We start from the raw sequence: 13,249 nt of genomic DNA, 5'->3' as shown, positions 1-13,249 counted from the left end.
CTTAGAACGTCGCCAACTGTAGAATTTGTGGCCTTTTTTTGTTTTTGGAGTGGTGAGGATTGGAAGGTTGAAGTTTTGGCTTAAAAACCATGAAAATGAAAATAACCCCGGTGCAGAGTGGGCAATACCGGTGTTAAGGCTATCGATTCCAAATGCCCGTTAATAAGTACTGTGCTGTACTTTCAATACTTGAAAATTCTAAGTAAAATGAGAATTCTATAACCAACGGAATGAGGAAGCTATCTTGGTTGCTATGAGGTTTTTGAAAGTGGAGTTGGGACGTATTCCTTCTTTGAGGAATAAGGAGAAATGGTTAGGACTAAACTACTGAAGGTAATGCCTTTTTATACTCACTAGGGGTAACCCCGTATATTTTTTTAAAGGTAGTGTTGAAAGAGGATTTGGATTTGAAACCAACCTCGTTGGCAATGCCCATAATAGAATAATTCTTGAACTTGTCATCTTTTAGACATTCTACAAATTCTTCAGCCCTGTACTGGTTCATGTAATCCTGAAAATTGGATTTTAAGTACACATTCAAGACTTCGGATAAGTACTGTCTTGGAATCCCCATCTTATGAGCTACTTGGTTAACCGTTATATTACTATTAATAAAAGGCTTCTCTTTTTCCATGAGCCTTAAAAACTCCCTTTTATATACTTCTGCTTTGGCTTTACTAAGACTCGAGGTCTTATAAGCCTTGGTATCCGCCTTTGGTAGCACAGATTTTGGTGATACAACAAGCTTAAATAAAATCATGTAGAGAAGTATTGCTGATAATCCAATAATTCCATAGCTTTTTAGGAAGGAGAAATTATCATGGCTTTTTGTTATAATAAATGAAACTTCGTCTATTAAGTTCAATAAAGCATAAGGAGCTATAAAAAATAACATCCACCTTTCCTTTTTGTTTTTAATGATATCATAGATGGTATAACCTAAATAAACTAATAGCGTTACGCCTGCCAGAATTTCTCCTATTATTAACCATATGTTCTTAACTAAGCCATTAACGTCTTCTATAATTTGAAGAGTAATAAAAAACAAATACGGGATAAAATAAAGAAGATCCCTAAGTTGAAATTTATCTTGTTTAGAATTGTGATACTTTATAAGTAAAAAGAAGAGTGTAATGATTAATGGAGATTGAAAAAAATACCAATTAGCATTAGGAAAAAACAGGTTAAAATCATCATCTCCCACAATGTTCAAAAGCAATGCAATAATTGACCCTAGAAGCAATAAGAAATTTACCCGCTTGTAACTTTCTTGTTTAACGAGCAAAACACTTAAAAGAAACAAGCCCTGAATAAGGGCGATTATTTGAATTATTTCTAACATAAATAATGGAACACTTTCTCCGAATTGGCTAAAATAATTCAAAAAAAAACTAAATCAATTGAAAATTTATTAAAAATAACAAAATATAACATTCCGCCACAAGTCTAATCGCCAATCAATTTTCTTGAACTATTATACATTTTTCAGATTCATTTCTAGATTAGATAACGGAAATTTTGACGAATGATTATTCCTGGCGTTCAATATTTTTGCAACTTTGAACTTGGATATACAATAAAAAAGTAGACAATCAGTTAAGGAACTGTGCAGCCTGATTTTGGTTATACATATTTAATTCAAATTTATCAATAGTTTTATATCCTAAAAAGAATGTCTTCTTCTTTTATTATACCAGGTTTCTATTCATTTAAATATGGATAGTTCTGCTTGTGATATCAGTTGATACTTGTGTTTATAAATCCATTCAACTTTTAAAGATTTAAAGAAAGATTCTGCCACCGCATTATCCCGACGATTCCCCTTCCTGCTCATAGATTGTTTTTACAAGCCCTTTATAGCTTTTAATGATATTTATAAAACGATAGCTGGCATATTGTATGCCCCTATCGGAATGGAATATTAGATTTTGATTTATAGGTTGGTTTCCAGTGGCATATGCCAAGCTTTAATAATCGTGTCCTTAGTAGTTAGATTATTACTCAATGACCAGCCTTTAGCCATTTATAATAACCACTTTTACTAACTTTTAATACCGAACACATCTTCTCAACAGGAAATCGGATTTTGTGTTGTTTTATAAATCTAAATTTCTCTTGTCGCTCACGGAAAAGATGTTGATCGCCTTTTTTAAGATATCACGCTCTAACTCTGCATCTCGTAATTGCTTTTTTAATCGTGCTATCTCCTTTTGGTCATCGGTCAATTTTGCATGGCCATGACCCGGAAAACTGTTCTTGCCATAGGTTTTGGACTCACTTCGCCAACGACTGAGCACAGACTTAGATATGTCCAACTCCCTGCATACTTCTGATACGTTGCCCCTGGCATAACTTAAGGCTATAGCCTTTCTTTTAAATTCTGCACTGTAAACTCGCTTTTTTCTCATAGATCTTAAATTTTAAAATCTGCTAAGATAGTTCCGCTTCTTTATGTCCACCCTAATATAGTAAGTCCACACGTTTAGTTGGCGAATTAATGACCAAAAGAAAACGGTTATGAAAATTTATTCATTAGATAAAGAATAAGGAAAATCTTCCTTTTTTGTTCCTCTCTTTTTATTTGGTGTATCAGACATTTTTAAATCAAGTGTTGCTCCTTTCATCAGTTCTTTATGGCTTAACCAGTTTTTAGTATAGACTTTATCATTTAATTTCAAGGTATCTACGTAGCGGTTTTCAGTATTGTTATCATCTGCATTTATGATAATTTTTTTGTCCTGTAATTTCCAGTCTTCGGGAAGAAGTTCTTCAAGTTTGTTGGCCTTGTGGTCGGATATGCGTTCAAGCACATCGGTGAGCCATGCAAAAGGATCTACCACGTACATTTTGCAGCTACCAAGAAAGGAGTACATCATGGCCGCACGCCTTGCGCTCTTGTGGGAGCCCGCGAACAAGAAGTTTTTGCGCCCGAGAATGATGGGTCTAATTCGGTTTTCCACGAGATTGTTATCCATTTCGTAGCGGTTGTCATCCAGGTAGCGAACCAATCTCTGCCACAGTCATCATCTGTATGATCTCTTTTTTTGTTGGGCAGGGCTTTTGGTTTTGCGGCGACATTGTAAAGGTTGCTTCATCAAGTTCTGTTTTTAGTGGTTTTCCAAAACTAAACACACTTTTGGAACCTTATAAGAGGCTCAACGTCGAAGCCTTACGTAGATTGTCCCATATCTATTTGTCGCCCACCATGATTGAAAATTATGAGAGATGATATATCCTATCCATGAGAAGCCATTTTTCATCTTTTTTGGCTGTGGGTAATGCCTTTTGATACTTCCACATTAAAGTTTCCCATTCCTGCACTTTGGGATTATTTTTATCCATCTCTTCCTTCCTCTCAAATGAAAAAGAATCATCAACTTCTAGGATCATGAATAACCTATTGCCGACACAATAAATATCGAGAGTTCTAATCCCAGAATCCTTAATGCTTTTTTCGATTTCTGGCCAAACATGTTCATGATATTTTTTGTAAGTCGAGATGATTTCAGGATCATCAATTAAATCTAAGGCTAAACAATACCTTTTTAAAGAAATGTTTTTCATAATTTATATATTATTGAATTTGCCGTAAAGAATTGTTCATTTTGTCCAGACTCATAGAAACCCTTAAGCCATACCAAGCGATATAAAAAAAGCAAAGAAGCGGCAGAATGAATGAAAAGTTAACTTCTGAGACCCCGAAAATTTTAGTATCCGCAACTCCGTTGCCGCCTACATCTATTATCATCCCCTGAAGTTTTGGCATTAATGCGCCACCAACAATGGCCATGACTAATCCGGCAGAACCGATTTTAGATTGATCTTCACTTAAATCCCCTAACGCTATTCCGTATATAGTTGGGAACATCAAGGACATAAAGAAGGATATAGTGACCAAACAGTACAGGCCTATTAACCCTTGAATAAAAAGTGTGCCAGCAGTAAACAATAATGCCATGAATGCAAAATTCATAAGAAGTCTTCCAGATTTTATAAATCGTAATAAAATAGTTCCAATAGCCCTGCCTGCAATAAATAATATAAAGGCGGCCAGCTGGTACGTTCCCGCAGTCACACTATCTATACCTATAGCCTCGGCATACTGATAAATATAAGTCCAACACATTATTTGAGCACCTACATAGAATATTTGGGCCAAAACACCCAAGGTGTATTTTTTGTTTTTGAATAATGTTGCAAACGTGTCACCAATTTTAGGCATACCTCCATCATCTTTTGATTGTGGCATTTTGCTAATCAGGAATACTATAAAAATGCCTACTAGAATTAGTCCCAAAACGACATAAGGATTTCGAATAACCATTAAATCTGCTGATTTGATGGCAATTTTAGAGGCTTGGTCAAGCGCATTGAAATCAGTGATGTCATCTGACTTTAAATTTTTTAAAACAAACTGTTGCGCTATAATTAATCCAATAATTAATCCGACAGGATTAAATGCTTGGGCCAAATTTAACCGTTGTGTGGCCGTTTCTTTAGAACCCATAGCCAAAATATAAGGGTTAGCGGCAGTTTCTAAGAATGCAAGCCCAAATGTTAAAATATATAAACCTACACAGAAGAAAATGAAGCTTTCAGCTTGAGCAGCAGGATAAAATAAAAGGGCACCAGTTGCGTAAAGGGCTAAACCAATCAATATACCTACTTTGTAGGAGTATTTTCTCATAAACATGGCGGCTGGTAAAGCCATGCAAAAATACCCTCCATAAAAAGCCATTTGCACCCATGCAGCTTCAGAGTTTGATAATTCCAGTACTTTTTTAAATGCTTGAACCATGGGGTCTGTTACGGCATTGGCAAATCCCCAAAGAGCAAATAATGAGGTTACTAATATAAATGGGATGCGTACCTTTTTTGAAACAACAACTGTTTTTGTCTTCATTTTAAAATATTTATTATTTATAGGCAATTGTTTGGTAATTACAATGCCCTGTCTAAATGTGTATAACCGCCATCAACAAAGATTAATTGTCCTGTTGTATGACTTGATCTTCCTGAAATTAGAAAAATAGTCATATCGGCAATTTCTTGTACAGTGGTCATTCTTTTTTCTAAAGGAATTTTACTTGTTATTTCTTTTAATCGGGAATCTGCATCATCAAACGTTTTGATCCATTTTTCGTATTGAGGTGTATAGCATTCTGCAACAATTACAGCATTGACCCTTATCGAGTAAGGCAGTAACTCTACCGCCCATTCTCTTGTTAAAGCATTACGGGCACCATTGGCTGCCGCATAGCCAGACGTTCCACCTTGGCCTGTAACAGATGTTTTAGAGCCTATATTAACAATGGCTCCTTTGCTTTTCCTTAATTCTGGTAAAGCATGGTGGGCTATTAAGTAATAATGAACCACACTACGTTTTAATGATTCAGTAAAATCTTCGTAGTTGCCATATTCTAAACTAACACCGTCATTTAACCCGGCATTATTAACGATACCGTCTATTCGATTATATTTTTGAATGGTTTTTTCAACGGCCTTTTTACATTGATCTGGATCTGTTAACTCTGCTATTTCATAATGCGCTTCATGCCCCTCTGAAATTAATTTATTGACAACAGATTTAGCACTTGGTTCATTTCTACTTATTATTACAGGAATAGCACCTTCAATTATTAAGGCTTCTGTTATCCCAAGGCCAATACCTTTGGAGCCACCTGTTACAATAATTACTTTATCTTTTAAATTTAAGTCCATAGTTTAGTTGTGTTGAAAATTATCTGTAGCTCACGCAGGTTTGTTTTGAGACCCCCAACCCTTCAATCCCCAATTCCATAATGTCTCCATCTTTTAGATAACGTTGTGGCTTTAAACCAAAACCAACCCCAGATGGTGTTCCTGTAGATATAACATCACCAGACAATAGGGTCATGAACTGGCTAATATGGCTAACGACTTGTTGTATATTAAAAATAAAATCTGTTGTAGAACTATTTTGCAAAAGTTCCCCATTCAATTTTAACCATAAGTTTAAATTATTAGGATCTTCAATCTCATCGGCAGTAGCAATAAATGGTCCTAAAGGGGCAAAAGTGTCACAACTTTTTCCTTTAACCCACTGTCCCGATCTTTCTAATTGAAAAGCTCTTTCGCTTACATCGTTATGTAAAACATAGCCTGCAACGTGATTTAATGCATTAGCTTCAGAAACATAAGAAGCCTTTTTTCCTATAACAACGGCTAGTTCAACCTCCCAATCCGTTTTATCACCACCTATAGGAATAATAACATTATCATTGGGGCCTACTATTGATGATGTAGCCTTAAAAAATATAACGGGCTCCTTTGGGATCTCCATACCGCTCTCTGCTGCATGCATTGCGTAGTTTAAGCCAACACAAATAATTTTTGACGGTCTTGTTAATGGCGCCCCTAAACGTATATTATCAGCTATTTCTGGACAAGATTCTAGATTGGTTTCTAACCATTTGCGCAACTTTTCAATGCCATTATTACCAAAGAAGTCTTCATTATAATCTGATCCAAAAGCAGATACATCTATTCTTTTTCCGTTTGGTAATTGAACCCCTGGGGTTTCATCTCCAACAGGTCCAAATCGTATTAGTTTCATATAATTGTTTAAAATATAGTTAGTTAATTTCCATTTAATGTTACAAAGCCACCGTCAATAGGGAAGTTGGATCCTGTGATAAAACCGGCCTCATCAGAGCATAAGAATAATACGAGATCTGCTATTTCCTGTGTGGTGCCCATTCTTCCGATAGGCTGTGTTTTTGAAAGTTTTTCAAACATTTCCTTTTCTTTTCCTGGGTAATTTTTGCTAATAAAGCCATCAACAAAGGGTGTGTGAACTCTTCCTGGGGCAATACAATTGCATCTAATGTTGTCATTAATATAGTCTTTGGCAATAGAGTATGTTATCGTTAATACCGCCCCTTTACTCATAGAATAAGCAAAACGATCATTTATCCCAACCGTTGAAGCTATTGATGCCAAATTTAAAATAACGCCGCCGCCGTTTTTAAGGGATGGTATAGATGCTTTTATACAATTATAAACACCTTTGATGTTTACGTCATAAAGTCGATCTAAATCTTCTTCCGTAACTGCTTCTATATTTCCAACATGAGCAATTCCAGCATTATTAATTAGAATGTCAATTTTTTCTTTTTCAGCGATCCCTTGAATAATGTTGCTTACGCTTTGTTGATTGGCAACATCACATTTATATGCTTCGGCATTATTACCAATTTCTGAAATCGTTGCCTTAGCCGATTTCAGGTCATAGTCTAGAATATGTACTTTGGCACCTTGTTGGGCAAAGGTTAAAGAAATTGCTTTTCCTATACCGCTTCCACCACCGGTTATAATAGCCACCTTATTTTTTAAGCTAAATTTCATCTTTATTAGTTTAGGTGTTTTATGTTTTTTAATTATAGGGACATTCCTCGCTTCCAAGGAATAAAATCGTCTTGTCTAAGTTGTTTTGCTTTTGTTAACTTTCCACTAGCTATTTCTATTACAAAATTTAACAAATCCTCTCCTAATTCTTCAATGGATTTTGTGCCTTCAATGATAGTACCAGTATTAAAATCGATTATATCAGGTAATTTATTGAATAATTTTGTGTTTGAAGAAATTTTTACAACAGGTGTTATAGGGTTTCCTGTAGGGGTACCTAAACCTGTAGTAAATAAAATCAAATTACAGCCAGAACCAGCTAAACCCGTTGTAGATTCCACATCGTTACCAGGCGTGCATAATAGGTTTAATCCAGGCATTGTGATCTGTTCCGTATAGTCTAAAACATCTACAATGGGAGATGTGCCTCCTTTTTTTGCAGCACCGGCAGATTTTATGGCATCTGTGATCAACCCATCTTTAATGTTCCCTGAAGATGGGTTAGCATAAAATCCGGCACCCAAAGCATCAGCTTTGGCGCTATATGTAGACATGATTTTAGAAAATTTCTTTGCCTTTTCTTTATTAACACATCTATTAATTAGTTCCTGTTCTACACCGTTTAATTCTGGAAACTCAGAAAGTACCGTACAGCCCCCTAATGCAACAATTAGATCTGAAACGTAGCCTAAAGTAGGGTTAGCAGAAATACCTGAAAAACCATCAGACGCTCCACACTCTAAACCTATTGCCAATTTACTCAATGGAGCAGGTTTGCGTTCTATCTTATTGGCTTCAATAAGGCCTACAAATGTTTTTTTTACTGCTTCAGCAAGTAACTCCCTTTCAGAATCACATTGTTGTTGCTCCAAAATAAAAACAGGCTTTTTATGCTCAGGGCACATTTGGTCAAGAGCTCTCTCTAAAATACTGGCTTGTGCATGTTGGCACCCCAAGCTTAAAATTGTGGCTCCTGCAACATTCGGATTATTAATGTACCCTGCTAGAAGGTGACATAAAGCAACAGAATCGGAAGTTGCTCCACCACATCCCCCTTCATGCGTTAAAAAATGAATACCATCTACGTTTGGAAATATTGGGTTTTTGATATTTTGATGATGGGACCCTAAAATGTCTTTGTTTAATAAACTTTCTATTGAAGCCCCATTTTTATAATCCTCAATTAAAGATTCTACATTTAATTCTAAGTGCTGTTTTTTGCCAAAACCCAATTTTTCAAGTAAAGCCTGTTTCAATACTTCTACGTTTCTATTTTGACAAAATACCAAAGGAATAATTAACCAATTGTTTTCTGTCCCAACTTTACCATCTGCCCTATGATATCCATTAAATGTTTTATTTTTAAATTTATTGATATCGGGAGCTTCCCATTTAGTTTTATTTGTATTTATATCTGCAGTGTAAAGTTCAGTATCGTGAGTTAGATTTGTGGTACTTATAAGGCTTCCTTTAGTAATTCTTTTTTTTGCACGCCCTACCAAAACACCATACATATATACGGGGTCACCTTTAATTAGATTTTCTGTAGCAAATTTATGCTTAGCCAAAATATCATCTTGAAGTGTATATTCTAAATTGCTAATGGTCACTGAGCTATTTTTTTTTAAATCGGACAAAGCTACCAAAACGTTATCTTTTGGATGTATTTTAAGAACTTTACGTTGAGGACTCATTTAAAATCAGTTGACATTAATAATAAATGCAATAATAAATGTTAAATAATCACACAACTTATGATTATTTGGCAGATTGTGATACTTTTTTTGCTTTTAACGAATTTATTTAAAATTTAAGCAAAGTTAATACGTGTTTTATGTATGTCATATTCTTAAGTGAAAGTTCTATAAAGCCTCGGGTTATATTTCGTAATTCTTTAAATATTCAGAAGGTGTACAATTCATAACTATTTTAAATTGCCGATTGAAATTTGAAATATTATTAAATCCCGATTCATAACAAACCCCTGCAACGTTCAATTTATTTTCAATTAAAAGTTTGCAGGCATAACCAATACGTATTTCTGTTACATACTTGGAAAATGTTTTTCGGTTTACACGTTTAAAAAAGCGACTAAAGGCAGAGGTATTCATACTAGCTATCTTTGCAGCCTCCTTTAAACTAATGTCCTTGTTGAAATTTTCAAAAATATAAGTCTGTACTTTGTTATGTGTGGCACTTTTGGAATATTTGAAAGAATTTATAAAACCTACACTTGATAACAGCTTAAAATCTGTATGTTTGGCAAGTTTGTTAAGAATCAAAAGAAATGCCATGGCCTTATTAAAACCATTTAATTCCAACAGATAATTTATTTCATCGATTAAATCTTTGTCAACACCAAAGAATTTTATACCCAATTTAGCACGATTAAAAAGTTCTCGTAAATGGGCCATTTCTGGGATTTCAAAAAATCCTTTACCAAAAGAATCTTCTTTAAAGTGTATAGAAATTGCTTTGCTCATTTTCTTTGAGTTTTCTTCAAAATATTCCTTGTTGTTCAGCCACATATGGGGTAGGTCTTTTCCAATTAAAACAACATCTCCCACTTCAAACTTTTCTACACTATCACCAATAAAACAAGTGCCTTCACTTTTAAGAACCACGACCAATTCTAGTTCTTGGTGATAATGCCAAACCTTAAGAAAATATGGGTATTCATTTAATTTACTGGTAAATGAACTATTGACCGTACTTCTTCTATCTAAATGGTGAAGTTTCATTGCTATGAAATATTATTTTGTAATTATAATATTAAATATATAACTTTTGTTGATATGTACACCTTTAAAGCAAAAATAGTATTATATCTAGCAATGTTTTAGGTTGTTATAGGGCAGCAAAGAATTAATTTTAACTTTTAATATTCAATGTAGAAACCATGTCTTTAATAAAGTGTAATTCTAGGTTGAATTTATAAAAACAAGTGACTAAAGTTAAACTAAAAAGACAAATAAAATTATACTATTAATTACTATTAGATTATTTAATCTTAAATTTTTATATAATTTTAGTGCTAAATTGAAAATTACAAGTAGAGAATAGAAAAACCCCCGGTTATTCTGGTATTGGAAGGTTGCGAGGTTTGGCAGAATTGATAGGCTTGGAATATGGCCTATCAAAACACTTTTAGAGAAATAGATAATAAAATTTAGAAAATATGGTATCGGAATATTACTAGTTCAATACTCCGCCCAAAAACCATCAAACCACATCATCACCCAAAGCATTAAACAAAACAAAAACCACATCATTCGTGTCCCGATAGCTCCCTATAGTTATCGGGATGGGGTCGTGGAAAAAAATAAGAGTAACAATAAAAATAACTAACCTGCAAGCGTCTCCAAGACCTTGTGGGTTTCATCAAAAACATCATTCGTGTACCAGCCTGCCGGCAAGGCAGGTTTGTGACATTTTAAAGAAGCACATACTAAAACAAAGAAAAACACCAAAAAATACAAATTACTTCCTTACATTTAACCCCTTAAAAAACAAAAAAAATCGTGTTAAATAATATACCGATTATTTTTGCGTAATCGATTACAAATCGTAACTTTGCGAACACTTTAAAAGTGAAAATACCAAGCATTAATTGTTTAAAAAACAAAACAACTAAATACAAAACATTAAACCTATGGATTTATTTGACTTATCAGGAAAAAGAGCCCTCATTACAGGAGGAACCCACGGATTAGGTATGGCCATGGCCGAAGGCCTAGCCAGTGCCGGTGCCGAACTAGTAATAACAGGAACCACCCCCTCTAAAATGCAAGATGCCTTAAGTCATTACAAAACCCAGGGCTACAAAGCCAGTGGTTACCTTTTCGATGTAACCAACGAAGTGGAAGCCAAAGAAAACCTAGACAAAATAACCAAAGAACTAGGAGACATACATATCCTGGTAAACAACGCCGGTATCATAAAAAGAGAATTGGCCATAACCATGCCCGTAGACGATTTTCGTCGCGTAATAGATGTCGATTTAGTTGGGCCCTTCATCATGTCCCAATTAGTCGCCAAACAAATGATAGAACGAAAAGAAGGCAAAATAATAAACATATGCTCCATGATGAGCGAATTGGGCAGAAACAGCGTATCAGCCTATGCAGCAGCAAAAGGCGGGCTAAAAATGCTAACACAAAACCTGGCAACCGAATGGGCCAAACATAACATACAAGTTAACGGCATAGGCCCAGGGTATTTTGCCACCAGCCAAACAGCACCCATACGCGTAGATGGGCACCCATTCAATGAATTCATTATAAGTAGAACACCCGCAGCACGTTGGGGCAATCCCGAAGATCTAGCAGGAGCAGCCGTGTTTTTAGCATCAAAAGCAAGCGACTTTGTAAATGGGCAAGTAGTATATGTAGATGGCGGCATATTAGCAACCATAGGAAAACCATCAAACGAAGATTAACACATCACAACAATAAAAATGAGTACAACATTCATTCATGATAATTTTTTACTAGAAAACAAATATGCAGAAGAATTATACCATAATTATTCAAAAAACCAACCCATAATAGATTATCACAACCATCTGCCACCACAACAAATAGCAGAAGATAAAACCTTTAACAACATAACCAATGTATGGATAGATGGCGACCACTACAAATGGCGCGCCATGCGTACCTTGGGCATAAACGAAAACTTTATAACAGGCAATGCCCCCGATAAAGACAAGTTTTTAAACTGGGCCAAAACAGTGCCCTACACCATGCGTAACCCTCTGTACCATTGGACACACTTAGAACTAGCAAGATATTTTGATATATACGAGCTGCTAAACGAAAACACAGCAGAAGCCATTTGGGAAAACACCCAGGATAAACTAACATCAGGCAATTACAGTTGCCGCAAGTTACTGCAAAAAGTAAATGCCGAACTAGTGTGCACCACAGAAGACCCTACCGACAATTTACAGTACCACCAACAAATAGCAAAAAGCGATTTCAACATAAAAGTAAGCACCGCCTTTAGGCCCGATAAAGCCATATTAATTTCAAATGAAGGGTACAATGCGTATATAGACACTTTAAGTGAAGTAGTGGGCATAGACATACAATCGTTCACCGATTTATGTACCGCCCTAAAAAAGCGCATTACCTACTTTAACGACAACGGATGCAAAATTTGCGACCACGGTTTAGACCAAATATATTTTGAAAACTACACCCAAAGCGAAATTAGTGCCATATTTAAAAAGAAACGCCAAAACAAAGCCCTAACCCAAACCGAGGCCCTAAAATTCCAAAGCGCCATATTAGTGTTTCTATGCGAAACCTATCACGAATTTGGGTGGGTACAACAGTTCCACTTAGGAGCATTACGAAACAACAATGCACGCATGCACCGCATATTAGGTCCCGATACCGGGTGGGATTCCATAGGCGATTACCCACAAGCACAAAAACTGTCGGCCTTCCTAAATGCATTAGATAGCAAAGACAAACTAACCAAAACCATAATATACAACCTAAACCCTGCCGATAACGAAGTAATGGCCACCATGATAGGGAACTTTAACGACGGCAGTGTAAAAGGCAAAGTACAGTTTGGGTCTGGATGGTGGTTTTTAGACCAAAAAGACGGGATGACCAAGCAAATGAACGCCCTGTCAAACATGGGGCTTATTAGCTGCTTCATAGGTATGCTAACTGACTCAAGAAGTTTTTTATCATTTCCAAGACACGAATATTTTAGAAGAATATTATGTAACTTGTTAGGCGATGAAATACAACGCGGCGAATTACCAAACGACATAGAATGGATAGGAAAAATGGTTTCAGATATAAGTTACCACAACGCCAAACAATATTTTGATTTCTAAACAGAA

General features: G+C 35.5%; 11 protein-coding genes and 1 pseudogene. 2 read left to right on the top strand and 10 right to left on the bottom strand.

The window, feature by feature from the left end:
* Positions 1 to 319: 319 nt before the first annotated feature.
* The 10 genes and pseudogenes from AC5SR4_RS03870 to AC5SR4_RS03825 all read right to left on the bottom strand — a co-directional run bounded on the left by AC5SR4_RS03870 (position 320) and on the right by AC5SR4_RS03825 (position 10,127).
* Positions 320 to 1,342 carry a helix-turn-helix domain-containing protein gene (locus AC5SR4_RS03870; RefSeq protein WP_495358225.1) on the bottom strand — a complete coding sequence of 341 codons (1,023 nt, stop codon included), beginning with the start codon at positions 1,340 to 1,342 and terminating at the stop codon, positions 320 to 322.
* Positions 1,343 to 1,592: 250 nt separating this feature from the next.
* A pseudogene (locus AC5SR4_RS03865) lies at positions 1,593 to 2,408 on the bottom strand (transposase).
* A 117-nt stretch (positions 2,409 to 2,525) separates the two neighbouring features.
* Positions 2,526 to 3,008 carry a transposase domain-containing protein gene (locus tag AC5SR4_RS03860; protein WP_495358224.1) on the bottom strand — a complete coding sequence of 161 codons (483 nt, stop codon included), beginning with the start codon at positions 3,006 to 3,008 and terminating at the stop codon, positions 2,526 to 2,528.
* Between the two features lie 208 nt (positions 3,009 to 3,216).
* Complete coding sequence (locus AC5SR4_RS03855; RefSeq protein ID WP_495358223.1) at positions 3,217 to 3,564, bottom strand: L-rhamnose mutarotase; 348 nt, start codon at positions 3,562 to 3,564, stop codon at positions 3,217 to 3,219.
* Positions 3,565 to 3,574: 10 nt separating this feature from the next.
* Positions 3,575 to 4,903, bottom strand: coding sequence for an L-fucose:H+ symporter permease (gene fucP / locus AC5SR4_RS03850; RefSeq protein ID WP_495358222.1), 1,329 nt, complete (start codon positions 4,901 to 4,903; stop codon positions 3,575 to 3,577).
* A 38-nt stretch (positions 4,904 to 4,941) separates the two neighbouring features.
* Positions 4,942 to 5,721 (bottom strand): L-fucose dehydrogenase, encoded by a 780-nt coding sequence (locus tag AC5SR4_RS03845; RefSeq protein ID WP_495358221.1) that lies wholly within the window; start codon positions 5,719 to 5,721, stop codon positions 4,942 to 4,944.
* A 19-nt stretch (positions 5,722 to 5,740) separates the two neighbouring features.
* Entirely contained in the window at positions 5,741 to 6,595 is an 855-nt protein-coding gene (locus AC5SR4_RS03840) for a fumarylacetoacetate hydrolase family protein (protein WP_495358220.1), read from the bottom strand.
* 23 nt (positions 6,596 to 6,618) lie between these two features.
* Positions 6,619 to 7,386 (bottom strand): SDR family NAD(P)-dependent oxidoreductase, encoded by a 768-nt coding sequence (locus tag AC5SR4_RS03835; RefSeq protein WP_495358219.1) that lies wholly within the window; start codon positions 7,384 to 7,386, stop codon positions 6,619 to 6,621.
* A gap of 32 nt (positions 7,387 to 7,418) precedes the next feature.
* A complete protein-coding gene (locus AC5SR4_RS03830; RefSeq protein WP_495358218.1) occupies positions 7,419 to 9,080 on the bottom strand; it encodes a UxaA family hydrolase in 1,662 nt (553 codons plus the stop codon).
* A gap of 183 nt (positions 9,081 to 9,263) precedes the next feature.
* Positions 9,264 to 10,127 (bottom strand): AraC family transcriptional regulator, encoded by an 864-nt coding sequence (locus AC5SR4_RS03825; RefSeq protein ID WP_495358217.1) that lies wholly within the window; start codon positions 10,125 to 10,127, stop codon positions 9,264 to 9,266.
* Between the two features lie 911 nt (positions 10,128 to 11,038).
* Between AC5SR4_RS03825 and AC5SR4_RS03820 the strand changes: the two genes are divergently transcribed.
* Together AC5SR4_RS03820 and uxaC are read left to right on the top strand one after the other, a co-directional pair.
* The gene (locus AC5SR4_RS03820) at positions 11,039 to 11,824 is read left to right on the top strand and encodes a gluconate 5-dehydrogenase (protein WP_495358216.1); all 786 of its coding nucleotides are present in this window, start codon (positions 11,039 to 11,041) and stop codon (positions 11,822 to 11,824) included.
* Positions 11,825 to 11,842: 18 nt separating this feature from the next.
* Positions 11,843 to 13,243: a glucuronate isomerase gene (gene uxaC / locus AC5SR4_RS03815; protein WP_495358215.1), complete on the top strand. Its 1,401-nt coding sequence runs from the start codon at positions 11,843 to 11,845 to the stop codon at positions 13,241 to 13,243.
* Positions 13,244 to 13,249: the final 6 nt, after the last annotated feature.

The organism is Aestuariibaculum scopimerae (assembly GCF_059428085.1).
This window is presented reverse-complemented; position numbering and strand designations above follow the sequence as displayed.

Coding starts and splice junctions, on each gene's coding strand:
- AC5SR4_RS03840 (WP_495358220.1), bottom strand. CDS start 6,595: ATGAAACTAATACGATTTGGACCTGTTGGAGATGAAACCCCAGGGGTT.
- AC5SR4_RS03870 (WP_495358225.1), bottom strand. CDS start 1,342: ATGTTAGAAATAATTCAAATAATCGCCCTTATTCAGGGCTTGTTTCTT.
- AC5SR4_RS03855 (WP_495358223.1), bottom strand. CDS start 3,564: ATGAAAAACATTTCTTTAAAAAGGTATTGTTTAGCCTTAGATTTAATT.
- AC5SR4_RS03835 (WP_495358219.1), bottom strand. CDS start 7,386: ATGAAATTTAGCTTAAAAAATAAGGTGGCTATTATAACCGGTGGTGGA.
- AC5SR4_RS03825 (WP_495358217.1), bottom strand. CDS start 10,127: ATGAAACTTCACCATTTAGATAGAAGAAGTACGGTCAATAGTTCATTT.
- uxaC (WP_495358215.1), top strand. CDS start 11,843: ATGAGTACAACATTCATTCATGATAATTTTTTACTAGAAAACAAATAT.
- AC5SR4_RS03820 (WP_495358216.1), top strand. CDS start 11,039: ATGGATTTATTTGACTTATCAGGAAAAAGAGCCCTCATTACAGGAGGA.
- AC5SR4_RS03845 (WP_495358221.1), bottom strand. CDS start 5,721: ATGGACTTAAATTTAAAAGATAAAGTAATTATTGTAACAGGTGGCTCC.
- AC5SR4_RS03830 (WP_495358218.1), bottom strand. CDS start 9,080: ATGAGTCCTCAACGTAAAGTTCTTAAAATACATCCAAAAGATAACGTT.
- fucP (WP_495358222.1), bottom strand. CDS start 4,903: ATGAAGACAAAAACAGTTGTTGTTTCAAAAAAGGTACGCATCCCATTT.